Genomic DNA, 26,282 nt, shown 5'->3' with positions numbered 1-26,282 from the left:
CATCAGAAGAAGATTTTATAAACAAACAACATCATACATCACTACCCCTACGTTAAATATGAAGCATTAGGGAGTAGTATATTCACTTCCTTTAGAATGTAATTTAAGCACACGCTTTCTTTAAGGATGCGTGTGCTTTTTTGTGTTTAATGATAGGGGTTAAGGGGGGACAACATGTTTCAAGCAATTAAAAAGTTAATGTGGTTTTTTAAAGGTCATTGGAAGAGATATACGATTGCAATTATTCTGTTGCTAATTGCGAACGTTGTAGAAGTATTGCCACCTTGGATAGTAGGGCAGACTATAGATAAGATAAGTGACCGTTCTTTGACTGAACAAATATATCATCAATTAGTAATTATTTTTATAATTGTATTAATTTTGTCTTATATCGTGAATTATATTTGGAGAACTTTAATTTTTTCAGGTTCTCAAATACTTGAGTCACTTATGAGACGTAAACTGATGCAAAAATTTTTATCTATGAGTCCAACATTTTTTGAGAAAAATCGAACTGGAGATTTAATGGCAAAGTCTACAAACGATTTGAATCAAATTAGAAATACTGCAGGGATAGGGATTTTAACTTTAATTGATTCTACGACATTTATGGGAACGATAATATTAACGATGGGTATTACAGTGTCATGGAAGCTTACACTATTTGCACTGATTCCATTACCTTTACTAGCCATATTAGAAATTGAATTAGGTAAAAGAATTCATAAACGCTATTTAGTTTCACAAAAATCGTTTGGTGATATGAATGACAGTGTTCTTGAGTCTATTGAAGGTGTACGTGTTACAAGAGCGTATGTACAAGAAGATAAACTCAACAAAGATTTCAAAAATATGACCGAAAGTGTCGTAGAAAAATTTATGAATGTTGAAAAAATGGATGCGTTTTTTCAACCAATAACGATTATTATCACTGCTATGAGTCAAGTGATCGGAATAGGTTATGGAGCATTTCTCGTTAACAGTGGTGAAATGACAATTGGTGGACTAATTTCATTCACCGTATATTTAAATATGCTCGTATGGCCAATGTTTTCAGTTGGTATTTTGATTAATATTATGCAAAGAGGTAATGCGTCTATAGATCGTGTTGAAGAAACATTAAATGAAGCGGAAACAGTAATTGATGTAGAAAATAAAGGTATGCCTTCACATGATATAGGTATGAATTCGGTTGTGTTTAAATATCCATCAAGTGAATCCATAAACTTGAACAACATCAATATTATACTAGGTAAAGGTGAAACTTTAGGTATTGTTGGTGCAACTGGTTCTGGGAAGACGACGTTAATCAAACAAATTTTGAAAGAATATCCTACTGGTGATGGAGAAATCGTACTTGGAGATACTAATATTAATCAAATTTCAAAAAGTGATTTAAGAAGTTTAATTGGTTATGTATCTCAAGAAAATATTTTATTCTCTAGATCTATTAGAGATAACATTAGATTTGGTAAATCGAATGCTACCGACAATGAAATCGAAGAAGCGATCAAATTAGCATACTTTGAAAAAGATATCGAACGTTTACCTCAAGGATTAGAAACATTAGTAGGAGAAAAAGGTATAGCTATTTCTGGAGGTCAAAAGCAAAGAATAGCAATTGCTAGAGCATTGATAATGGATCCTAAAATATTAATTTTAGACGATGCACTATCGGCTGTTGATGCAAAAACTGAAAAGAAAATTATACAAAATATACAAAAATATAGACAAGGTAAAACAACCATTATTGCGACACATCGATTATCTGGTGTTAAACATGCTAATCAAATTGTTGTCATGGACCACGGAGAAATCACGGAGTCAGGTACACATGATCAATTACTCCAAATGAATGGTTGGTACAAATCTCAATTTGAAAGACAACGGTTGAAGGAGGTGTATAGCAAGTGAGTATTGTAAATCAACTCTTTCCATTTGTTAGCAAATATAAGAAAAGATTCATCATTGGTATTGTTATATTAATTGGAGCAGTGGGGTTCGAATTATTAGGGCCATTGGTTGCGATGTATATTATTGATCATTATGTTAAAACATCTGCTTCACAAATTATACAATTACGACCAGTGCTACTATTATTGAGTTTGTTCTTTGTAGTGTCACTTATTCATGCGATATTAAGTTATTTTCAAACACTCGTTCTTCAACGTGCAGGATCAGATGTAATTAAAGAGTTAAGAATTAAGCTCTTTGAACACGTTCAAAAGTTACCGATTAAATACTTTGATAATTTACCAGCTGGAAAAGTAGTAGCTAGAATAACGAATGATACGCAAATGATACTCGAACTATTCACTGTTATATTACCAAACTTTATTTCAGCTTTTATTACGATGATAGGTGTCATTATTGCGATATTCTTTATTAATATTAAAATTGGTTTTATCGCATTGATTACAATACCTTTCGTAATACTTTGGTTATTGTGGTACAAAAAAGTAACGGGTAAATACAACTATGTCATTCGAGAAAAAAATAGTGATATGAATGCACTTATCAATGAATCTATAAATGGTATGAATATCATTCAAGCATTTAAACAGGAAAAACAAATTATGAATGATTTTGATGAAATGAATCAAGCGTATTTAAACAATTATAAAAAAATCATACAATTTGATTCGCTGACAGAACATAATTTGTTAAGTACGATTAGAAGTATTGTGTTTTTAATGTTAATTGTCGTATTTGGAACACAATTTCTAAATTCTTCTGTTGCAATTTCAGTCGGAACGTTATATATTCTTGTAAATTATATAACAAGATTGTTTGATCCATTGTTTGGTGTATTAAATGTATTGGGGCAATTAGAACAGGCAAGAGTTTCTTGCGTAAGAGTATTTGAAATGATGAATGTCTCTGAAGAAAAGATGCCAGAACATCAAATTCAGTTGCCTAAAAAAATAGAAGGTCGTGTACATTTTAAAGATGTATCGTTTGCTTATAATGAAGGTGAATACGTCTTGGAAGATATCAATTTAGATGTCGATAAAGGACAAACAATTGCGTTAGTTGGACATACAGGTTCTGGGAAAAGTTCTATTATGAATTTACTATTCAGATTCTATGATCCTACTAATGGAACAATTGAAATTGATGGTATACCGACCATTAAGACTGATAAAAGAGATATGCGTAAACATATGGGCATTGTATTACAAGACCCATACTTATATACAGGGACTATTTTATCCAACATTACATTAGACGATCCTAAAGTAACACGAGAAAAAGCTGTTGAAAGTTTAAATGCAGTAGGTGGAGATAGAGTGTTAGAACACTTTAAAAAAGGTATTGATGAGCCAGTTATAGAAAGGGGTCGAACACTAAGTTCTGGACAACGACAAATCATTTCATTTGCGAGAGCACTTGCATTTGATCCAGAAATTTTGATTTTAGATGAAGCAACATCAAGTATTGATTCTGAAACGGAAGAAATTATACAAAAAGCAATGACTGTGTTGTCTAAAGGACGAACATCATTTATTATTGCGCACCGACTTTCAACGATTAAGAATGCTGATCAAATTATTGTTCTTGATAAAGGTCGCATTATTGAAAAAGGCAATCATGATGAGTTAATCAAGTTAGAAGGGCAATATTACAAAATGTATCAAATGCAGTCTTTAACAGATTAATCGTGTTAAACAAACTAATGGCCTGGGATATATTATCCCAGGCCATTGTTTTATATTTTTTAAACTCATCATTGCGGTCACATAAAGTAAAGTACGCCTTGATATATGAAGTAAATAACTAAAGCGATGATTGCTAATTTTATTACAACTCTTAATAATCCAACGAAAAATCTAAAAAAGATAATTAAAAACAAGATAGCTAAAAATATATATATTAATTCCAAATTTATCACCTCTTGAATTCATTATAAAGAATAAACTCATTAAATACATCAGACTACAGAATGATTAAAGATTTAGGTCTAAAGCCCGATGATGATATTTGAGCAATTTTCGTATAATATAAATGAATGAGAGGTGTCTATAATTTTGAGATGGTTATTTAGATTAATTAGAAATTTATTAGCGTTATTAGCAATTGTCATTATCATTGTTATTGTATATAGAAACGTACCAGCATTGAGTGATTTAAATCCGTTTGATCATAGTAATGAACAAACGACTGAAGAAATGGCTCCACAACATGCAAATGCAACTTATAAAATTGAAGATAATCCATTATTACAAAATGTACCATTAGGTCAAACTAAACAAGCATTTAATTGGATCAATAAAAGTGAATTCATGGATGTTTCAGGACTAGAACGTATGGGATTTGACGACAACTATGTTGCAGGGCAAAGAGGAACAGAGTATATCTTGTATAAATTTGGGGAACCAAAGATGTATGTTTATCAAACAGAGCAAGATTTAATGAATGATTTAAGTGCAATGCACTCAAATATAGAATTATTACCTAAAACTGCATATTAAATTTTTATTTCGGCAGTCTCTTACTTTATTTAAAGTGCTGTGTAAGCTAAAATAGTAATATCATTGTTAATGAGTCATTTGAAGATTAAGAGGTGTTCGGATTGTCGAATTTTTTTAAAAATAATAAAATAATGATTTTTCTAATTTCTATGGTTTTATTAATTGTAATTGTTGGTTATTCAGTGAGAGCGCAATCTGCATCGCTTAGTGAACAATATGCGAGTGATACATCATCGTTTGGTGGAAGAATCGTATCTTATCCAGTTACTTTTGTTTCTGATTTCTTCTCTGGAATTTTCACTTCAGACGAAGACGTTGATAAACTAAAAGAAGAAGTAAAAAGTACAGATCAAATCAAAGCTGATAAAGCAAGATTAGAAAAAGAAAACAAAGCCTTAAAAAAAGAATTGGATATGAAGGATATTTCGCAATTCAATCCAATATCAGCTACTGTAATCGGTAGAAGTCCAGATCAATGGATGAATACAATCATTATTGATAAAGGAAAAAAGAGCGGCATGAAAGAAAATATGGCTGTCATTACGAGTGAAGGTTTAGTAGGTAGAATTAAAAAAGCAAACCAATTTTCTTCACAAGTTGAATTAATATCTACAAGTGTTAAAACGAGTAAGCTTTCAGTAGATATACAGCAAGATGATGATAATATCTTTGGTATGATTAATCGATATGACGAAGATAAAGATTTACTTGTTATTAGTGATATCGATAATAAATACAGTATCAAAAAAGGATCTAAAGTTGTAACAAATGGTTTAGGTGACCAACTTCCTAAAGGTATATTAGTTGGTAAAGTTGAAAAAGTAGAAAATGATGAATATGGTTTATCTAAAGTTGCTTACATCAAGACATCTACAAACATTAAAGAATTAAACCATGTATATGTTGCTAAACGTGATCCAGAAACGATACCTTCATCTGAAGAAAGTGGTGAGGAATAATGAGATTTTACGTTATTCCTTTAATTGGTGTCTTATTATTTTACTTAGATTCATTATTAACACGTTTATCACCTTTACATTTATTTGGTGAGACATTTATTATCGTGCCTCGATTAACATTTTTGTACTTACTCATAATTGCTGTATACAAAAATCCTAAAGTTGCCATTATTTTAGCAATCGTTACAGGTATTTTTACAGATATTTATTATGGCGGTATATACGGTGTCTATACATTTGGATATGCTATTTTTGTGATTATGATGGATAAACTATTTAAAGTATTTTATAGAGATATTTTGATGATGGTTATTCTCTTAATATCTTCAGTTGTATTACTTGAAATATGGGTCATGGTTTTTTATGGATTTTTAGGCATTGCCTCTATTAATATTGGCCAAATTATTCTATTTAGATTAATTCCAACTGTCATATTTAATTTAATATGTTTAATCATCATTTTCCCATTTGTATTAAAATTATTAGAAAGAAATACTAATTAATGAAAGATTATTGACATCAATAGCTGTAGGTGGTACTCTATTGAAGTTGAGTAGTTTCTAGCTACATACAACCGCTCGATCATAGGTCTTAAAGTACGTATGTCACCTATGAATGGCGTGACTTAAAAAATTAGGAGGTGCAAGTATGTTTGCTATAATTGAAACTGGCGGAAAGCAAGTTAAAGTAGAAGAAGGTCAAACAATTTGGGTTGAGAAATTAGACGTAAATGAAGGTGATTCATTCACATTTGACCAAGTATTATTTGTAGGTGGAGATTCAGTTAAAGTTGGATCACCTGTTGTTGAAGGTGCTTCAGTTACTGCTAAAGTTGAAAAACAAGGACGCGGTAAAAAAATCACTGTATTCAAATACAAAGCTAAGAAAAACTACAAACGTAAACAAGGTCATCGTCAACCTTACACTAAATTAACAATCGAAAAAATCAACGCATAATTTATGATTAATGTAGATGTTAGTTTGAATCAAGAAGGGCAAGTTACAGATATTGAAATGTCTGGACATGCTGATTCAGGTGAATACGGTAAAGACTTAGTCTGTGCCGGTGCTTCAGCAGTTGTCTTTGGTACAACAAATGCTATCATTGGATTAACTGATGAGTCGCCTGATATAGATTACAGTGACGACGGTGGATATTTTCATATACGTAGTGTAAACTTAGAAAATGAACAAGCGCAAATATTATTACAAGGCCTTATCGTTTCTTTGAAAACAATCGAAGAAGAATATGGGCAATATATTAAACTAAATTACAAGTGAGGTGTAACTCATGTTAAAATTAAACTTACAATTTTTCGCATCGAAAAAAGGGGTAGGTTCTACAAAGAACGGTCGTGACTCTGAATCAAAACGTTTAGGTGCTAAACGTGCTGACGGTCAATTCGTTACTGGTGGTTCTATTCTTTATCGTCAACGTGGAACTAAAGTTTTCGCTGGTGAAAACGTAGGTCGCGGTGGAGACGATACATTATTCGCTAAAATCGACGGCGTTGTTAAATTCGAACGTTTTGGTCGTGACAAAAAGAAAGTATCTGTATACGCAGCTGCTGAATAATCTTTATATTTAGATGAGGCTGGGACATGTATAATTGTCCCAGCCTCAATCATTATGTTGGCAGTTATTTATATAAATATGAATGGTACGTTTTATTTATAATGAAGGTATTCAGAAATGCAGTTTCTTTTTTTATTCATAATATTAAAATGTTATAATGAGTGTTATGAATAATGATAATAAAGGTGATGGAATGAATAATTTAGATGTGTATTTAAAGTCTAGACATGATTTTGTGAATCAGTTCCAATTGTTATATACATATAAACAGTTAGGAAAACATGAAGAGGTTGATTTATTAATTGATGAATTGTACAAAAATCTCAAGCAAGAACAGTTGTTTTTAAATGCACCGTGTAGAAAATTTGTTCATAATGTATTTGAATACAAACTATCTTTGTCAGGCTCTAAGTGGACATTTGAAATTGACAACTCAAATATCGATTATTATCAAAAGAACTTAGAAAGAACAGATAATACTTTAGCAAATATATTTAATGATTTGAAATATGTTGTGATTAACGATATGGATGAAAAAAATATTCATATTAGTCTTACAGTAGAAGAGGAATTTGTCACAATGATTATTTGGTTAAGTGCGACTAATCAGGAGCTTAATCAAATTGAACAATCATTTTCTAAATATAACGTTGAAATTTTATCAGAAAGTCAAAATCATATAGAATTAGAATTTTTTATTAACATAAAAGAAATAGAGGTGTAAACATGTTTATAGATCAGGTCAAAATATCGTTAAAAGCTGGTGATGGCGGTAACGGTTTAGTAGCTTTTCGTCGTGAAAAGTATGTTCCATTTGGTGGACCAGCAGGTGGCGACGGTGGTAAAGGTGCGTCAGTCGTATTTGAGGTAGATGAAGGTTTACGTACTTTATTAGACTTTAGATTCCAAAGAAAATTTAAAGCTGATAAAGGTGAAAATGGACAAAGTAGTAATATGCACGGTCGTGGAGCAGACGACTTAATATTAAAAGTACCACCTGGTACAATTATTAAAAATGCTGAAAATGAAGAGATTTTAGCTGACCTTGTTGAACATGGTCAACGCGCTACAGTCGCTAAAGGTGGCCGTGGTGGTAGAGGTAACTCAAGATTTGCTTCAGCAAGTAATCCGGCACCAGATTTCTGTGAAAATGGTGAACCTGGTGAAGAACTTGAAGTCATGTTAGAACTTAAACTTATGGCAGATGTAGGTTTAGTAGGTTATCCAAGCGTTGGTAAATCAACATTATTATCTATCGTTTCCAAAGCAAAACCAAAAATCGGTGCTTATCACTTTACGACAATTAAACCTAATTTAGGTGTTGTCCAAACAAATGATGGTCGAGGATTTGTAATGGCAGATTTACCGGGTTTAATTGAAGGTGCTTCAGAAGGTGTTGGTTTAGGCCATCAATTCTTAAGACATATTGAACGTACAAGAGTAATTGTTCATATAATTGATATGAGTGGTATGGAAGGCAGAGACCCATATGAAGATTATGTTACAATTAATCAAGAATTAAAATCATATAATGAAAATCTTTCTAGAAGACCACAAATTGTTGTTGCGAATAAAATGGATTTACCAGATTCAGAAACACAATTAGAAATGTTTAAAGAACAACTTCAAGAAGATGTTAATATTATTCCTATTAGTACAGTTACACGTCATAACGTTGATAAACTACTATATCAAATTGCTGATTTATTAGATGAAACTGAAGGAATGGACTTCGATTCAGTCGAAGAAGAAACTGGCGTACATCGTGTTGTCTATAAACACGAAAAATCACGAGATCATTTTGTTATTACAAGAGATGACGATGGTGCCTATGTTGTATCAGGTAATTCGATTGAAAGATTATTCAAAATGACGGACTTTAATCGTGATGCAGCAGTTAGAAGATTTGCAAGACAAATGCGTTCAATGGGTATTGATGATGCCTTAAGAGAACGCGGTGCTTCAAATGGTGATATTGTAAGAATTTTAGGTGGAGAATTTGAATTTGTCGAATAGGGCGTGTTCCAATTGAAAAAATCAAATGAATCAACAAAAAGGTTTTATTTAATCAGAGAAGATGTTTTGCCAGAGTCAGTGCAAAAGACAATCAAAGTTAAAAATGCATTATTAAAAAATAATAATTTAACGATTTATGATGCAGTTAAAGAATTTAATTTATCTAGAAGTGCTTTTTATAAATATAAAGATACAATATTTCCAATTGATAGATTAGAAGAACAGACCAAAAATTTAACATTAATTTTATATGTACAAGATGAAGTGGGAATGCTCGCAACTGTCTTGAATAAAATTGCTGAAGTTAAAGGTTCTGTACTTACCATACATCAAAGTCTACCAATAAAGGATAGAGCAACGATTACTATTTCTCTTAATGCTGCAAATATTGAGTTATCATTAGAAGAGTTAATGGATGCAATTAAAGAAAGTCCATATGTTGATGAAGTAGAAATTATTGGAATGAGTATGTAAAGGAAGTTGTCTAAATGTATGCATATATAAAAGGAATCGTTACACAATTATATCCTTCTCATATTGTAGTTGAGGCAAATGGTATAGGTTATGAAATTCAAACACCTAACTCATATCGTTTTCAATCTCAATTAGATAAAGAAACGCAAGTATATACACAATTAATTGTGCGTGAAGATGCCCAATTATTATATGGATTTGTGAATCTTGAAGAAAAGGATATGTTTTTAAGCTTAATTAAAGTGACAGGTATTGGACCGAAGTCAGCTTTAGCAATTTTAGCGACAAGCACGCCTAATGAAGTAGCAATTGCTATAGAAAATGAAAATGAATCATATTTAACAAAGTTTCCAGGTATCGGTAAAAAAACAGCAAGACAAATTATTCTTGATTTAAAAGGGAAATTAATCATCACAGAAGAGTCTGAGTTATTCCCAGAAAGTAAAGATGCCGGTCAAGATGTATTAGAAGAAGCTTTGTTAGCTTTAGAAGCATTAGGTTACTCTAAACGAGAAATTACAAAAGTTAAGAAGAACCTAGAAAAAGAATCATTTGATTCAGTAGATGCTTGTGTTAAAAGAGGTTTAGCATTACTTATTCAGTAAATGAGGTGATTTTTTGGATGAGCGATTAATGGATGAACATGGGCACGAAGATGATATCCAAAGTGAACTTTCATTAAGACCAGATACTTTAAATCAATATATTGGTCAAAACAATATTAAATCAAACTTAGATATATTTATTAAAGCTGCTAAGTTAAGAGAAGAACCTTTAGATCATTGTTTACTTTACGGTCCACCTGGTCTAGGTAAGACAACTTTAGCTCATATTATATCTAATGAGATGAATGTTAATTTACGAACTGCAAGCGGACCTTCTATTGAAAGACCCGGTGATTTAGCAGCCATACTTTCTGCGCTACAACCTGGAGATGTACTTTTCATAGATGAGATACACCGATTAAGCAGAGTTGTTGAAGAAGTGTTATACCCTGCAATGGAAGATTTCTTCTTAGATATCGTTGTTGGTAAAGGTGAAGAAGCAAGAAGTATTAGAATCGATTTGCCGCCATTTACGCTAGTAGGTGCCACAACGCGTGTCGGGAGCCTTTCAGCACCTTTGAGAGATCGTTTCGGTGTGCATCTTAGATTAGAATATTACGACGATAATAGTTTACAAGAAATTATAAAGCGTACTGCTGAAGTATTTGAAGTAGACATTGATCAAAATAGCACGGTTGAGTTATCTAAACGAAGTAGAGGGACACCTCGTATAGCAAATCGTTTATTACGTAGAGTGCGTGATTTTGCTCAAGTAGAAGGTGACGAAGCAATTTCTATAGATATTACAAAGCATGCTTTAGATTTATTGCAAGTAGATGAAGAAGGACTCGACCATATAGACTATAAAATTATGCACTGTATCCTGAATAATTATAAAGGTGGTCCAGTTGGATTAGATGCAATAGCAGCTACAATAGGTGAAGAACGTATAACACTTGAAGACGTTTATGAACCTTATCTCATCCAAAAAGGATTTATAGAAAGAACGCCAAGAGGTCGTCGTGCAACTGCATTAAGTTATGATCACTTCGACGTAAAAAAGGATTAGGAAAGAGGCAAAGTTTGTGAATATTGAAGATTTCGATTTTGATTTACCTGAATCATTAATTGCACAAACACCACTGTTAGATAGAGAAAGCAGTAGGTTATTAAAATGTAATAAAGTAACAGGTGAATTAGAAGATTTAACATTTAAAGAAGTTGTCAATCAACTTTCACCAGGGGACTGTTTAGTATTAAATGATACGAAAGTTATGCCAGCAAGGTTATTTGGTATCAAAGAAGAAACTGGTGCAAAAGTAGAAATGCTAATGCTAACGCAACAAGAAGATAATGAATGGGAAGTATTGATTAAACCAGCTAAACGTATTAGAGTTGGTCAATCTGTGTCATTTGGAGAAGGTAAAATTATTGCGACTTGTGTCAAAGAACTTGAACAAGGTGGACGCATTATGAAACTTTCATACGAAGGTATTTTACAAGAAAGATTAGATGAACTAGGTGAAATGCCTTTACCACCATATATTAAAGAACGTTTAGATGACCAAGATAGATATCAAACAGTTTATGCTAAAGCAGTTGGGTCTGCAGCTGCGCCTACAGCAGGTTTACATTTCACTGAACATTTATTACAAGAAATCGCTGATAAAGGCGTCCACATTGCTTTTATTACATTACATGTTGGCTTAGGTACATTTAGACCAGTTAGTGTAGATAATATAGATGATCATGAGATGCATTCAGAATATTACCAAATGACTGCTGAAACGGCTGATTTATTAAATCGTGTAAAAGCAAGTGGTCATAAAATCATATCTGTAGGTACAACATCTACAAGAACGCTAGAAACAATTCGATCTAAAAATGACCAATTTGTTGAAGAAAGTGGTTGGACAGATATATTTATTTATCCGGGATATGAATTTAAAGCGATAGATGGATTAATTACCAATTTCCATTTACCAAAATCAACACTTATCATGTTGGTATCTGCATTATCAACTAGAGAACATATTTTAAATGCATATAAACATGCTGTTGAAGAAAAGTATAGATTCTTTAGTTTTGGCGATGCAATGATTTTAATATAGAAAAGGAGTAACAATATGCCTGCAGTAACATATGAGCACATTAAAACTTGTAAGCAATCAGGTGCAAGACTCGGGATTGTGCATACACCTCATGGTTCATTTGAGACGCCAATGTTCATGCCTGTTGGAACTAAAGCAACCGTTAAGACAATGAGCCCTGAAGAGCTTAAACAAATGGAAGCAAAAATTATACTTAGTAATACCTATCATTTGTGGTTACAACCTGGAAGTGATATCATTTCTAAAGTGGGTGGATTACATAAGTTTATGAATTGGGATGGACCTATACTTACTGATTCTGGTGGTTTTCAAGTATTCAGCTTAAGTGATATGAGAAAAATCGAAGAAGAAGGTGTACATTTTAGACATCATTTAAATGGTTCTAAATTGTTCTTAAGTCCTGAAAAAGCGATGCATATTCAAAATGATCTTGGTTCAGATATTATGATGGCGTTTGATGAATGTCCTCCAATGCCATCTGAATATGAATATGTAAAAAATTCAATTGAGAGAACATCAAGATGGGCGGAAAGATGTCTAGAAGCTCATCGTCGCCCTGAAGATCAAGCTTTATTTGGTATTATCCAAGGTGGAGAATATAAGGATCTTAGAGAGCAAAGTGCTAAAGACCTCGTTTCACTTGATTTTCCTGGCTATGCAATTGGTGGTTTGTCTGTTGGTGAACCTAAACCTGTCATGTATAGAATGGTTGAACATACAACGCCATTAATGCCATTTAATAAACCAAGATATTTAATGGGAGTTGGTTCTCCAGACGCATTAATCGAATGTTCTATTAGGGGCATCGATATGTTTGATTGCGTATTACCTACACGTATAGCTAGAAATGGTACATGTATGACATCTCAAGGTAGAGTCGTTATAAAAAATGCTAAATATCAGCAAGATTTATCTCCACTTGATCCAGAGTGTGATTGTTATACATGTAGAAACTATACTAAAGCATATTTGCGTCATCTGATTAAAGCAGATGAAACATTTGGAATTCGTCTTACTACATATCATAATTTGTATTTCTTATTAAAACTTATGGAGAACATTCGCCAAGCAATAAGAGAAGATCGATTACTTGATTTCAAAGATGAATTTTTCGAGCAGTATGGACTAAATGTAGATAACCCCAAAAACTTTTAAAGGAGATTGAATATGGAAGTATTAGTACAATTATTACCTATTATCTTAATTTTTGCGCTTGTTTGGTTCTTAATGATCAGACCACAACAAAAGCGTGCTAAAGAACATCGTGAATTATTAAACCGTTTAGAAGTGGGTCAAAAAGTAACTTCAATCGGTGGTATCAAAGGTACAGTTAGAGCAGTTGATGAGTCTATCGTTGTTGTTTCTGTAAACGATAAAGGACACGAAATTACATTTGAAAAACCAGCTATCAAACAAGTAGACCCTTCATAAAATAGTTTACTTTTTTAGGAAATTGGTTTAATATTATGTATCATATTTGATGTTAAAAGACATGGTTATCCATGTCTTTTTTTCATTCATGAATGTTATGGCTATTCAACTATAGTTGATGTATGCTATAACATATATAGTGAATTAAATATATGTAAGAGGTGTTATCGTGAAAAAGCGGAGTAGAATTATAGCCTTTTTACTTCTTGCAGTGTTGGTTTTTAGTTTAATAGGATCAACAACAAAAGATATAACAAAGAATGTAAATTTAGGTCTAGACTTACAAGGTGGTTTTGAAGTATTATATCAAGTTAATCCTTTAGACAAAGGTGATAAGATTGATAATGATGCGGTTAAATCTACTGCAAAGACTTTAGAGTCACGTGTAAACGTATTAGGTGTTTCTGAGCCGAAAATTCAAGTTGAGGAAGGTAATCGTATTCGAGTTCAATTAGCTGGTATTAAAGACCAGAATGAAGCTCGTGAAGTACTTTCAACACAAGCGAATTTAACAATCAGAGATGCAAAGGATAGAGTTTTACTATCTGGTAAAGATTTAGTTCAAGGTGGCGCTAAGCAAGGCTTTAAGGACAATACAAACGAAGTAGCCGTTACACTTAAGCTTAAAGATGCCAAAAAGTTCAAAGAAGTAACTGAAAAAGTTTCTAAAATGAATCCTAATTTAATGGTCATTTGGATGGACTATGAAAAAGGAGACAGTTACGAGAAAGAAGCTAAAAAAGAACAAGAAGGTAAAGAGCCAAAATATATTTCTGCAGCAACTGTAAGCCAACCAATCAATTCAGAAAATGTTGAAATTTCTGGTGGATTTAATGGTGAACAAGGCGTTAAAGAAGCAAAACAAATTGCAGACTTATTAAATTCAGGTTCACTACCTGTTAAATTAGATGAAGTGTATTCTACATCAGTAGGTGCGCAATTCGGTAAAGATGCATTAGATGAAACAGTACTTGCTTCTACAATAGGTGTAGGTATTATATTCTTATTCATGCTTATTTACTACCGATTACCTGGTGTTGTAGCAGTCATTACATTAAGTGCTTATGTTTACTTAACATTAGTAGCATTTAACTTTATTTCAGGGGTATTAACATTGCCTGGACTTGCAGCCTTAGTATTAGGTGTAGGTATGGCCGTTGATGCTAACATCATCATGTACGAACGGATAAAAGATGAATTACGGATCGGAAGGACACTACAACAAGCCTTCAAAAAAGGTTCTGGTTCTTCATTTATTACGATATTAGATGCTAACTTAACAACAATTTTAGCAGCGCTCGTATTATTCGTATTTGGTGAAAGTTCAGTAAAAGGTTTCGCAACAATGTTATTACTTGCGATTCTAATGAGTTTTGTAACTTCAGTATTCTTCACAAGAATATTATTAGGTTTACTAGTAAACTCAAATTACTTCAAGAAAAAATACAATTGGTTTGGTGTTTCTAAGAAAGATAGACATGATATTAGTGAAAGATTAGATGTTCATGATTTAAGAACAGTCTATGACAAAATTAATTTCGTAAAACTTGCTAAACCATTATTAACATTTAGTATTATTACAATCATAGTTGGTGCCATCATCGTATCAATATTCAGATTGAATTTAGGTATTGATTTCACAAGTGGTACACGTGTTGACTTACAATCTGATCAAGCTATCAAGACTGAACAAGTTTCAAAACAGTTTAAAGATATGGGGTTAGAACCATCACAAGTTACAACAAGTGGAACTGGAAACAAAATGGCAACCGTACAATTTAAAGATGCATTAAACAAATCTGAAATACAAAAAGTTAAATCTGACTTTGGTAAATCATTGGGTCATGATCCAAACGTAAGTACGGTTTCACCAGTTGTTGGTCAAGAGTTAGCTGGAAACGCATTAAAAGCAATGCTTTATGCAGCAATAGGAATTGTATTATACGTATCCTTTAGATTTGAATGGAGAATGGGTACAACTGCAGTACTTGCGTTATTACATGACGTATTTATGATTGTAGCAGTATTCAGTTTATTCAGACTCGAAGTGGATATTACGTTTATTGCAGCAGTTCTAACAATAATTGGTTATTCAATTAATGACACAATCGTTACATTTGACCGCGTAAGGGAAAATTTACGTAAAGTGAAAGTGATAACGAAACCAGAAACTGTTGATATGATCGTTAACTCATCTATTAGACAAACGATGACAAGATCAATCAATACCGTATTAACAGTTGTAATCGTAGTTGTCGCATTATTAATACTTGGATCATCAAGTATCTTCAACTTCTCATTAGCACTATTAATCGGTTTAGTATCCGGGGTGTTCTCATCAGTATTCGTCGCAGTACCTTTATGGGGTATCTTGAAAAAACGACAACTTAAAAAATCAGAAAATGGTAAATTAGTTGTATATACTGAGAAAAAATCTAACGATGAAAAAATATTAGTTTAATAAATCATGTACCTGTCCTTAGTAAAAGGGCAGGTGCTTTTTTATTTTAGAATATAGGTTTAACTAAGGCGCCCCATAATTACAAAAGTCCATAGAAATGTAACCAAGGCAGCCTATAGTAACAAAAGTCGTCTGAATTGTAACTAAGGAGTGCCATAGTAACAAAAGTCCGGGGAATTGTAACTAAGGAGTGCCATAGTAACAAAAGTCGGAGGAAATGTGACTAAGGCGCCCCATAATTACAAAAGTCGTCTGAATTGTAACTATGGAACCCTATAATTACAAAATCCCGACAAATTGTAACTAACAGCTGCCTTTTTATTCATACATACTCTTTGCTCATGTTTTATTTGTTTAGTAGAGAAAGTATGATATTTCATGTATAATGTTTTGAGTAGAAATGAGGAGATTTGATATGACTAAAGCTTGTTATCAATGGAAAAAATCAGAGCTCAATCAAAATATTGATCCGCAAATCATAAAAAAATATAAAATTTCGCCACTTTTAGAAAAAACTTTAATTTCAAAAGGCTATACGTCTGAAGAACAAATTGAAAGTTTATTATCTAATGAAGTGTTATTCCACGATCCGATGTTACTAAGTGATATGGAAAAGGCAACTTCGAGAATACATAAAGCTATTGAAAATGATGAAAGAATATTAGTATATGGTGATTATGATGCAGATGGTGTCACATCTACAACGATTCTCGTTAAGACTTTAGAGTCTATGGGCGCTACAGTAGGTTGGTATATTCCGAATAGATTTACTGAAGGATATGGACCAAGTGAAGCGGCATTTAGAAATGCACATGATGAAGGTGTTTCTCTTATCATTACAGTGGATAATGGTATTCAAGGTCATCACGAAATTGATATTGCCAATGAACTTGGTATTGATGTGATTGTGACAGACCATCATGAATTTGGCGAAACAAAGCCTAATGCATATGCGATTGTTCACCCTATGCACCCTGATTTTAATTATCCGTTTAAATATTTAGCTGGTGTAGGTGTTTCATATAAACTTTCTAAAGCACTTAAATCAGATATATCAGATGCATTCTTAGGACTAGTTGCTATCGGTACGATTGCCGACTTAGTGAGCTTAACGGATGAAAATAGATATATGGTTAAACAAGGGTTACGCATATTAAATGAACAACCTTTACCAGGGATAAAAAGTTTATTATCCGTAGCTGATTTTACGGATGAAGTAAGTGAACAAACAGTTGGCTTTATTATCGGACCTCGTTTGAACGCAGTTGGTCGATTAGATGATGCCAGATTAGCTGGAGAGTTGCTTATGAGCGATGATGACGATGAAGCGATGTTCTTAGCTGAAGAAGTGGACCAATTTAATACAGAACGTAAAGCAATCGTTGAAAATATTACGAATGAAGCTATGGAGCTAGCTGAAATTGAAATGCAACAAAATGCCCAATTTCTAATACTTGCAAAAGAAGATTGGAATGAAGGTGTATTAGGTATTGTGGCTTCAAGAATAGTCGAGAAGTATCATTTACCAACAATTGTATTAAATGTTGATATTGAGCAAAACCACGCTAAAGGTTCAGCAAGAAGTATTGAACAAGTTTCAATGTTTGAATTTCTAACAAACCATAGCGACTTAATTCGTAAATTTGGTGGCCATCATATGGCAGCTGGTATGACATTAGATATTGACGCGATTGAACCATTGAAGAAAGCTTTGAATGAAGATATGCACAACATAACAGAAGGTAAAAAATTATTACCACAGTTAATCGTTGATGCAGAAATAGAAACTTCAGATATTACGGTTGATAACATATTTGATTTAGAAAGATTAAGACCTTTTGGTACTGATTTATTAGCACCACTATTTTCAATTAGTAATGTTTCGGTTAAATCTGTTAAAGGTATCGGTCAAGGTAATAAACACCTTAAATTAACTTTAACAGACAAAAATATTGCAGCTTTACATTGGAATGCGGGACATCTCATTCATGATATTTCTAATGATACGACAATCAATGTTGCAGGTAGTTTAAATGTTAATGAATGGAATGGACATCAATCACCACAAATTATTCTTAAAGATTTAGCGTTGAGTAATAACCATGCTATTTTTGATTATAGAAGTAAAAATAAACATGACTTGTTAAAAATTGATCAAGAAAATGCATTGTTTGTTATTAACTCATCATCAGAGAAAATAAATGAGCAATATATATATTATGGTGATACGTATCCAAATGAAGTCGAAACGTGTGTGTTAAGAGATTTACCACAAGATTTAGAATCATTCAAACAAACTTTATCTAATATTAAAGCCGAAAAATATTATTTAGTATTTAAAGGGCAAACAAATTCATACTTTGAAGGTATTCCAAGTGATGAAAAGTTCAAACAAGCTTATAAAGCTTTATATATGAATCAATCAACAAATATTCAAAATGATGGCATGAAATTATGTGAAGCATTAAAAATTAAACCTGATCAATTGAAATTCATTTTGAATTGCTTTTATGAGTTAAACTTTATTACAATGAATCGTGGTATAATTGAAATAAATAAAGATGCGGGAAAAAATGACATTCAAAACGCACCGTTATATCAAGCAAGAAAACAACAAATAGAAATAGAAAAGACATTGTTGTACAATGATAGCCAATCATTAATTAAGTGGATGCATTCATTGTTAAGTGATGTTGAGGAGGAAGTATAATGGATTTAAAACAATACGTTTCAGAAGTACAAGATTGGCCAAAACAAGGTGTTAACTTTAAAGATATTACGACAATTATGGATAATGGTGAAGCATACAAGTATGCTACTGACCAAATCGTACAATATGCTCAAGACAAACAAGTTGATGTTGTAGTTGGACCAGAAGCAAGAGGATTTATTATTGGTTGTCCTGTGTCATACGCAATGGGTATTGGCTTTGCACCAGTACGTAAAGAAGGGAAATTACCTCGTGAAGTAATTCGTTATGAATATGATCTTGAATATGGATCAAATGTGTTAACGATGCACAAAGATGCAATCAAACCAGGTCAACGTGTATTGATTACAGATGATTTATTAGCAACAGGTGGTACAATTGAAGCGGCAATTCACTTAGTAGAATCATTAGGTGGAATCGTAGTGGGTATCGCATTTTTAATTGAACTTAAATATTTAAACGGCATTGAAAAATTAAAAGGTTACGATGTTGTTTCGTTAATTTCATACGATGAATAAAATAGTCACTTTGTGGCTATTTTATTTTTAATTATTATAATTAACGGTGGCATATTACTATTGAAAATTGCTATAATAGTAATATTCAAGAGAATTTTATTTGATGAGGTGGTGTCCCTATGAATAAAGAATATCCATACAGTGCTGATGATGTTTTATATAAAGCTAAAAGTTACTTATCTGAAGATGCATATCGTTTAGTAGAAAAGAGTTATGATTTGGCTTTTAAAGCACATCAAGGACAAATTAGAAAAAATAATTTGCCATATATCATGCATCCTATTCAGGTAGCGGGTATTTTAACCGAAATGAAATTGGATGGTCCAACTATAGTTGCTGGATTCCTTCATGATGTAATTGAGGATACACCTTATACGTATGATGATTTGGTAGAAATGTTTAATGAAGAAGTAGCCATTATTGTAGATGGTGTTACAAAATTAAAAAAAGTTAAATATAAATCTAAAGAAACGCAACAAGCTGAAAATCATAGAAAATTATTTATAGCAATTGCTAAAGATGTCCGAGTTATATTAGTTAAATTAGCAGATAGATTACATAATGTTCGTACTTTAAAAGCGATGCCTAAAGAAAAACAAAAACGTATTGCTAAAGAAACGTTAGAAATCTATGCACCACTTGCGCATAGATTAGGGATCAATACAATTAAGTGGGAACTTGAAGACATCTCATTAAGATATATTGATAGTGTTCAATATTTTAGAATTGTTAATTTGATGAAAAAGAAAAGAAGCGAACGAGAAACGTATATTGCAAATGCGATTAAAGATATAGAGTCTGAAATGGAAGTTATGAATATTTCTGGTGACATAAGTGGTAGACCTAAACATATCTATAGTATTTATAGAAAAATGGTCAAACAGAAAAAGCAATTCGAACAAATTTTTGACTTACTTGCGATCAGAGTAATCGTTCCTTCAATCAAAGATTGTTATGCCGTGCTAGGTCTTGTCCATACATTATGGAAACCAATGCCTGGTCGATTTAAAGACTATATTGCTATGCCTAAACAGAATATGTATCAATCGCTGCATACTACAGTCGTTGGTCCAAATGGAGATCCGTTAGAGATACAAATCAGAACATTTGAAATGCATGAAATTGCAGAACATGGGGTTGCTGCACACTGGGCATATAAAGAAGGCAAAAATTTAAGCAATAAATCAGAAGAATATTTACAAAAAATGAGTTGGCTACAAGAAATCGCTGAAACTGACAATACATCACCTGATGCAGAAGAATTTATGGAATCTTTAAAATATGACCTTCAAAGTGATAAAGTGTATGTCTTTACACCTGAAAGTGATGTAGTTGAATTGCCATATGGTGCAGTTCCAATTGATTTTGCATACGCTGTTCACAGTGAAGTAGGTAATAAAATGATAGGTGCGAAAGTTAATGGCAAAATCGTTCCTATTGATTATAAGTTATCTACTGGTGATATTGTTGAGATTAGAACGAGTAAACATTCATATGGGCCAAGTCGAGATTGGTTAAAAATCGTTCGATCTTCAAGTGCGAAAAGTAAAATCCGCAGTTTCTTCAAGAAACAAGACCGTTCTGCCAATATTGAAAAAGGTAAATTCATGATTGAAGCGGAAATTAAAGAGCATGGCTACAATGTAGATGAAGTATTAAATGCTGAAAACATTAAACTTGTTAACGAAAAATATAATTTTTCAAATGAAGATGATTTATATGCTGCAGTTGGTTTTGGTGGCATAACTGCCTTACAAGCTGTTAACAGACTTACAGAAAAGCTTAGACTTGAACGTAAGAAACAATCGCTTAACCAAGTGCAAGAAGTCAATAAATCCATTCCAATTAAACAAGATATTAGAACAGATACTGGTGTTTATGTCGAAGGTTTAGATAACATGCTTATTAAACTTTCTAAATGTTGTAATCCAATACCTGGTGATGAAATCATTGGCTATATTACAAAAGGTCACGGCGTTAAAGTTCATCGTAAAGATTGCCCAAACATCGTTAACGAAAACGAACGATTAATCGATGTTGAATGGGTTAAAAATACAAATGAACAAAAAAATTATCAAGTAGACTTAGAAATTACAGGTTACGACAGAAATGGTTTATTAAACGAAGTACTTCAAGTTGTGAATGCCATTAAAGTACAATTAGTAAAAGTTTCAGGTAAAGCTGATATAGATAAAAATGCTGTTATTAACATTAGCGTAATGGTTAAAAATGTGAATGACGTATATAGAATTGTTGATCGAATTAAACAATTAGGCGATATTTATACAGTAAGTCGTGTATGGAATTAAGAGGTGAATTTTTTTGAAAGTTGTTCTACAAAAAGTAAGCCAAGCTAAAGTGACATCTGAAAATACTCAAAATGAAATTAAACAAGGATTCTTATTATTAGTCGGTGTTGGACAAGAATCTACTTATGCAGATGCAGATGTTATCGCTAAGAAAATAGCAAAGACAAGAATTTTTGAAGATCAAGAAGGTAAAATGAATTTAGATATACACCAAGTCGGTGGTGAAATCTTGTCGATATCACAATTTACAATATATGCTTCAGTAAAAAAAGGTAATAGACCTGGATTTACAAATGCTAAAAGTCCAGATGAAGCATTAAAGATTTATGAATATTTTAATGAACAGTTAGCTTCTTATAACATTAACGTGAAAACAGGAGAGTTTGGCGCACATATGGATGTGTCATTAATCAATGATGGACCAATTACGATTATATTCGAAAGTAAGGATGGTAACATTCAATGAACCGAATTAATTTATGGTTTAAAAAGAGGAGAATAAAGCCTGTTCCTGTCATCAGTGTTGTCATTTTACTGATTGTTTTGTTAATCATTATTATTTATTTATTGATTCCTAAAGAGGACGAACCTAAAACATTATCTATGAAAGAAGATGGTGAGTTAAGAACTGGCCCTGCCGCTTATTATCCTATTATCTTTGATGTAAAAAAGGGAGATAGTTTTGATATAACAGATAGAGAAGGAAAATGGTTCGAAGTCAAAAATGATCAAAATGAAAAAGGCTGGATTGCTGGTTGGCATACAAATCTTGATATTAAAGAAGATGTTAATCCAGTATTAAAACCATTAAAAGGAAAAGTGATTATTTTAGACCCTGGTCATGGTGGAAGTGACCAAGGTGCATCGAGTTCAAAACATAAAGATGTAACCGAAAAAGTCATTACATTAAAAACTGCAAAAGAACTTAAAGAAATGCTTGAAGCTGAAGGCGCTAAAGTGAAAATGACGAGAACTAAAGATGAATATGTTAAATTAAAAGATAGACAAGGTGATGGAGATGTCTTTATTAGTATCCATAATGATGCATTAGATTCATCAGCACCACATGGTTTAACAGTTTATTACCATCATGATTCTCAAAAAGAATTTGCAGATACGTTACAAACTTCAATCAATCAAAAATCCATACTATCTGATAGAGGTGTACGAAACGAAAACTTCCAAGTGATTCGTCAAACTAAAATGCCTGCTGTATTGTTAGAGTTAGGTTATATTAGTAATCCTACAGATGAAGATTTAATTGTTGATAGAAAATATAGACACATTGTAGAAACAGGTATTGTTGACGGTTTGAAAGTTTACTTTTCAAATTAGATATTGACTACTACAGATTATGGGTTTAATATTAATATAAATTATGAAATAGATTATATACCGTTTATTCTTGAATAGTATGCCGATATAGTAGGAGACAGAGAGTATAACATTTGCTGAAAGTTATATGAATACTGCGTATACTTTTGAACACAAGAAGAGGGAATCTTACGAAAATAAGATCGGTTAACATCCGTTATAATGTTGTTAAGTGAGTATTTAATGGATCATTAAATACTAATTAGGGTGGCAACACGGATAATTCGTCCCTTGTATGTATATGCATACAAGGGACTTTTTATATTTTAAAGGAGGAAATATTATGATTAATATACCACGCGGTACACAAGATTTATTACCAAAAGACACTTATAAATGGCAATACATTGAGAACAAATTACATGAGTTAATGAAAATATATAATTATAAAGAAATTAGAACACCAATATTTGAAAGTACTGAACTTTTTAGTAGAGGTGTCGGTGATTCAACAGATGTTGTACAAAAAGAAATGTACACATTTAAAGATAAGGGTGATAGAAGCATTACATTAAGACCTGAAGGCACTGCAGGTGTTGTTAGAAGTTACATCGAAAACAAAATGCAAGGTGAACCTAATCAACCAGTTAAGCTTTATTACAATGGTCCAATGTTCCGATATGAAAGAAAACAAAAAGGGCGTTATCGTCAATTCGTTCAATTCGGGGTAGAAGCTATAGGATCAGAAAATCCTGCTATTGATGTTGAAATTATTTCAATGCTCGTACACATATACAAATCTTTCGGATTGAAAGACTTAAAATTAGTCATCAATAGTATTGGTGATGCAGAATCAAGAGCTGATTACACTAAGGCATTACAAGCGCACTTTGAACCAGTAATTGATACTTTCTGTAGCGATTGTCAAAGTCGATTACACACAAATCCAATGCGTATATTGGACTGTAAAGTAGACAGAGATAAAGAAGCAGTTAAAAATGCGCCTAAAATTACGGAATACTTAAATGACTATTCTAAACAATATTTCGAAGAGGTAAAAAGTTTATTAGACGAACTTGGTATCGAGTATGAAATAGATACGAATTTAGTACGTGGGTTAGATTATTATACACACACAGCATTTGAAGTAATGAGTAATGCTGAAGGATTTGGTGCTATTACAACTTTATGTGGTGGCGGTAGATATAACGGCTTACTAGAATTACTTGATGGTCCTAAAGAAACAGGTATTGGTTTTGCATTGAGTATTGAACGTTTGTTACTAGCGCTTGAAGCTGAAGGTATTGAAATTGAAGAAGAAGAAACTATCGACTTATTTATTGCAACAATGGGTGAAGAAGCGGATAGAATGTCAGTTCAATTAATCAATCAATTAAGAATGGCTGGTATTAGTTGTGATAAAGACTATTTACAACGTAAATTAAAAGGTCAAATGAAACAAGCCGATAGATTAAATGCGAAATATACGATTGTATTAGGTGAGAATGAATTAGAAAAACAAGAAGTGGAAGTTAAAAATATGGAAACTGGTGAAAAGACACTTGTTTCGTTATCAGAATTAGAGAATTATTTAAAGGTGGAATCATAATGGAAAAAAGAACAACATATGCTGGTAAAATAACTGAAGAATATATTGGTCAAACCGTTACTTTAAATGGTTGGGTACAAAAAAGACGTGACTTAGGCGGTTTAATATTTATTGATTTACGTGACCGCGAAGGCGTTGTACAAATTGTCTTTAACCCAGACTTCTCTCAAGAAGCTTTAAGTGTTGCTGAGAAAATCCGTTCTGAATATGTTATTCAAGTTAAAGGTTTAGTAACTAAAAGAGACGAGAAATCAATTAATGACAAAATCAAGACGGGTAAAGTTGAAGTACAAGTCTCTGAAATTACAATTTTAAATGAATCTGAAACACCTCCATTTTCTATAACAGATATGAATGATATTGATGAAAATGTAAGATTAAAATATCGTTATATTGACTTAAGAAGAGAAAGTTTAGCTCAAACATTCAAAATGAGACATCAAATTACACGTGCAGTAAGAAATTACTTAGATGAAGGTGAGTTTTACGAAGTAGAAACACCTGTGTTAACTAAATCTACGCCAGAAGGTGCGAGAGACTATTTAGTACCATCTCGTGTACATGATGGAGAGTTCTATGCTTTACCTCAATCTCCACAAATATTTAAACAATTATTAATGATTGGTGGATTTGATAAATACTATCAAATCGTTAAATGTTTTAGAGACGAAGATTTAAGAGCGGATAGACAACCTGAATTTACGCAAATCGATATCGAGATGAGCTTTGTAGATCAAGAAGACGTTATCAAAATGAATGAAGGTCTTATGAAACGTATCATGAAAGATGTAAAAGGTATTGATATTACAACGCCATTCCCACGTATGACATACGCTGAAGCAATGGAAAGATACGGAATTGACAAGCCAGATACAAGATTTGGTATGGAACTGATTAACTTATCAGAACTTGCTTCAAAAATGGACTTTAAAGTGTTTAAATCTGCAGTTGAAAATGGTGGAGAAGTTAAAGCAATCGTCGTTGAAGATGGTGCGGCTGATTACTCTAGAAAAGATATCGACCAATTACAATCATTTGCAAGTATATATGGAGCTAAAGGTTTAGCTTGGGTTAAAGTAACAGAAGAAGGCTTAAACGGTCCAATTAGCAAATTCTTTGATGAAGATATTACTGCTGAATTATTAAAACAAACTGAAGCTAAAACTGGAGACTTAGTATTATTTGTAGCAGATAAAAAAGATGTTGTAGCAGCAAGTTTAGCGCAGTTAAGAAATAAACTTGGTAAAGATCGTGGTTTAATTGATCCAAATAAATATAATTTCTTATGGGTAACTGATTGGCCATTATTTGAATACGATGAAGAATCAGAACGTTATGTTGCAGCGCACCATCCATTTACTGCACCTAAAAAAGAGCATGAAGAAATGCTTGAAACTGATCCAACAAATGTTGAAGCGAATGCATACGATATCGTTTTAAATGGTTTTGAATTAGGTGGAGGATCTATTAGAATTCATAAATCAGAACTACAAGAAAAAATGTTTAAAGCGCTTGGATTTACTGAAGAACAAGCACAAGAACAATTTGGATTCTTAATTGAAGCGTTCAAATATGGTGCACCACCACATGGCGGAATTGCTTTAGGTTTAGATAGATTAGTTATGTTATTGTCAGGAAGAACAAACTTAAGAGATACAATTGCATTCCCTAAAACAGCAAGTGCTTCTTGTCTATTAACAGATGCGCCAAGTGAAGTATCTAACAGTCAGTTACATGAATTACATTTGCAACTTGATTTAGATGAAAAATAATTAAA

24 protein-coding genes and 1 other annotated feature are annotated in these 26,282 nt (G+C 32.4%); all 24 genes read left to right on the top strand.

Annotated elements, in window-relative coordinates; translation table 11 throughout:
- The first annotated feature begins 174 nt into the window (after positions 1-174).
- The 24 genes from LQ679_RS01860 to aspS all read left to right on the top strand — a co-directional run bounded on the left by LQ679_RS01860 (position 175) and on the right by aspS (position 26,277).
- Complete coding sequence (locus LQ679_RS01860) at positions 175-1,914, top strand: ABC transporter ATP-binding protein (protein ID WP_204170028.1); 1,740 nt, start codon at positions 175-177, stop codon at positions 1,912-1,914.
- Positions 1,911-3,659: an ABC transporter ATP-binding protein gene (locus tag LQ679_RS01855; RefSeq protein ID WP_037588440.1), complete on the top strand. Its 1,749-nt coding sequence runs from the start codon at positions 1,911-1,913 to the stop codon at positions 3,657-3,659. Before LQ679_RS01860 ends, LQ679_RS01855 begins: the two co-directional genes overlap by 4 nt.
- A gap of 369 nt (positions 3,660-4,028) precedes the next feature.
- Complete coding sequence (locus LQ679_RS01850; protein WP_239762015.1) at positions 4,029-4,472, top strand: DUF4930 family protein; 444 nt, start codon at positions 4,029-4,031, stop codon at positions 4,470-4,472.
- 101 nt (positions 4,473-4,573) lie between these two features.
- Complete coding sequence (gene mreC, locus LQ679_RS01845) at positions 4,574-5,431, top strand: rod shape-determining protein MreC (RefSeq protein WP_037588437.1); 858 nt, start codon at positions 4,574-4,576, stop codon at positions 5,429-5,431.
- Positions 5,431-5,934, top strand: a complete 504-nt coding sequence (gene mreD / locus LQ679_RS01840; RefSeq protein ID WP_037588435.1) for a rod shape-determining protein MreD — start codon at positions 5,431-5,433, stop codon at positions 5,932-5,934. The genes mreC and mreD overlap by 1 nt, the downstream gene beginning before the upstream one ends.
- Before the next feature lie 59 nt (positions 5,935-5,993).
- Positions 5,994-6,067: a sequence feature (ribosomal protein L21 leader region), on the top strand.
- A gap of 12 nt (positions 6,068-6,079) precedes the next feature.
- Entirely contained in the window at positions 6,080-6,388 is a 309-nt protein-coding gene (gene rplU, locus LQ679_RS01835; protein ID WP_016911517.1) for a 50S ribosomal protein L21, read from the top strand.
- 3 nt (positions 6,389-6,391) lie between these two features.
- Positions 6,392-6,712, top strand: a complete 321-nt coding sequence (locus LQ679_RS01830) for a ribosomal-processing cysteine protease Prp (RefSeq protein ID WP_037588433.1) — start codon at positions 6,392-6,394, stop codon at positions 6,710-6,712.
- Positions 6,713-6,722: 10 nt separating this feature from the next.
- Positions 6,723-7,007: a 50S ribosomal protein L27 gene (gene rpmA, locus LQ679_RS01825; RefSeq protein WP_025904267.1), complete on the top strand. Its 285-nt coding sequence runs from the start codon at positions 6,723-6,725 to the stop codon at positions 7,005-7,007.
- 157 nt (positions 7,008-7,164) lie between these two features.
- Positions 7,165-7,731, top strand: a complete 567-nt coding sequence (locus tag LQ679_RS01820; protein ID WP_232193780.1) for a Spo0B domain-containing protein — start codon at positions 7,165-7,167, stop codon at positions 7,729-7,731.
- A 2-nt stretch (positions 7,732-7,733) separates the two neighbouring features.
- Positions 7,734-9,023 (top strand): GTPase ObgE, encoded by a 1,290-nt coding sequence (gene obgE, locus LQ679_RS01815; RefSeq protein ID WP_204170026.1) that lies wholly within the window; start codon positions 7,734-7,736, stop codon positions 9,021-9,023.
- 12 nt (positions 9,024-9,035) lie between these two features.
- Positions 9,036-9,497 carry an ACT domain-containing protein gene (locus LQ679_RS01810; RefSeq protein ID WP_025904264.1) on the top strand — a complete coding sequence of 154 codons (462 nt, stop codon included), beginning with the start codon at positions 9,036-9,038 and terminating at the stop codon, positions 9,495-9,497.
- A 14-nt stretch (positions 9,498-9,511) separates the two neighbouring features.
- Positions 9,512-10,102, top strand: coding sequence for a Holliday junction branch migration protein RuvA (gene ruvA, locus LQ679_RS01805; RefSeq protein ID WP_025904263.1), 591 nt, complete (start codon positions 9,512-9,514; stop codon positions 10,100-10,102).
- Between the two features lie 28 nt (positions 10,103-10,130).
- Positions 10,131-11,111: a Holliday junction branch migration DNA helicase RuvB gene (gene ruvB / locus LQ679_RS01800; RefSeq protein ID WP_411814786.1), complete on the top strand. Its 981-nt coding sequence runs from the start codon at positions 10,131-10,133 to the stop codon at positions 11,109-11,111.
- A 16-nt stretch (positions 11,112-11,127) separates the two neighbouring features.
- A complete protein-coding gene (queA, locus tag LQ679_RS01795; RefSeq protein ID WP_204170023.1) occupies positions 11,128-12,153 on the top strand; it encodes a tRNA preQ1(34) S-adenosylmethionine ribosyltransferase-isomerase QueA in 1,026 nt (341 codons plus the stop codon).
- A gap of 15 nt (positions 12,154-12,168) precedes the next feature.
- The gene (gene tgt / locus LQ679_RS01790; RefSeq protein WP_025904260.1) at positions 12,169-13,308 is read left to right on the top strand and encodes a tRNA guanosine(34) transglycosylase Tgt; all 1,140 of its coding nucleotides are present in this window, start codon (positions 12,169-12,171) and stop codon (positions 13,306-13,308) included.
- A gap of 12 nt (positions 13,309-13,320) precedes the next feature.
- The gene (gene yajC, locus LQ679_RS01785; protein WP_025904259.1) at positions 13,321-13,584 is read left to right on the top strand and encodes a preprotein translocase subunit YajC; all 264 of its coding nucleotides are present in this window, start codon (positions 13,321-13,323) and stop codon (positions 13,582-13,584) included.
- A gap of 169 nt (positions 13,585-13,753) precedes the next feature.
- On the top strand, positions 13,754-16,045 hold the full coding sequence (gene secDF, locus LQ679_RS01780; protein ID WP_239762014.1) for a protein translocase subunit SecDF: 2,292 nt from the start codon (positions 13,754-13,756) through the stop codon (positions 16,043-16,045).
- Between the two features lie 415 nt (positions 16,046-16,460).
- Positions 16,461-18,755, top strand: coding sequence for a single-stranded-DNA-specific exonuclease RecJ (recJ, locus tag LQ679_RS01775; protein WP_239762013.1), 2,295 nt, complete (start codon positions 16,461-16,463; stop codon positions 18,753-18,755).
- On the top strand, positions 18,755-19,273 hold the full coding sequence (locus LQ679_RS01770; RefSeq protein ID WP_025904256.1) for an adenine phosphoribosyltransferase: 519 nt from the start codon (positions 18,755-18,757) through the stop codon (positions 19,271-19,273). Before recJ ends, LQ679_RS01770 begins: the two co-directional genes overlap by 1 nt.
- Positions 19,274-19,392: 119 nt before the next feature.
- Positions 19,393-21,582, top strand: coding sequence for a RelA/SpoT family protein (locus LQ679_RS01765; protein WP_025904255.1), 2,190 nt, complete (start codon positions 19,393-19,395; stop codon positions 21,580-21,582).
- A gap of 13 nt (positions 21,583-21,595) precedes the next feature.
- On the top strand, positions 21,596-22,048 hold the full coding sequence (gene dtd, locus LQ679_RS01760) for a D-aminoacyl-tRNA deacylase (protein WP_025904254.1): 453 nt from the start codon (positions 21,596-21,598) through the stop codon (positions 22,046-22,048).
- On the top strand, positions 22,045-22,917 hold the full coding sequence (locus LQ679_RS01755) for an N-acetylmuramoyl-L-alanine amidase family protein (RefSeq protein WP_204170021.1): 873 nt from the start codon (positions 22,045-22,047) through the stop codon (positions 22,915-22,917). The genes dtd and LQ679_RS01755 overlap by 4 nt, the downstream gene beginning before the upstream one ends.
- Before the next feature lie 322 nt (positions 22,918-23,239).
- Positions 23,240-24,505 carry a histidine--tRNA ligase gene (gene hisS, locus LQ679_RS01750; RefSeq protein ID WP_037588417.1) on the top strand — a complete coding sequence of 422 codons (1,266 nt, stop codon included), beginning with the start codon at positions 23,240-23,242 and terminating at the stop codon, positions 24,503-24,505.
- Positions 24,505-26,277: an aspartate--tRNA ligase gene (aspS, locus tag LQ679_RS01745; protein WP_126477546.1), complete on the top strand. Its 1,773-nt coding sequence runs from the start codon at positions 24,505-24,507 to the stop codon at positions 26,275-26,277. Before hisS ends, aspS begins: the two co-directional genes overlap by 1 nt.
- The last annotated feature ends 5 nt before the right edge of the window (positions 26,278-26,282 follow it).

Origin of the sequence: Mammaliicoccus sp. I-M35, assembly GCF_022386455.1 — a bacterium.
Lineage (GTDB): Bacteria > Bacillota > Bacilli > Staphylococcales > Staphylococcaceae > Mammaliicoccus > Mammaliicoccus sciuri_A.
The sequence above is the reverse complement of the archived record's forward strand: the minus strand, read 5'-3'. Positions and strand labels throughout refer to the sequence as shown.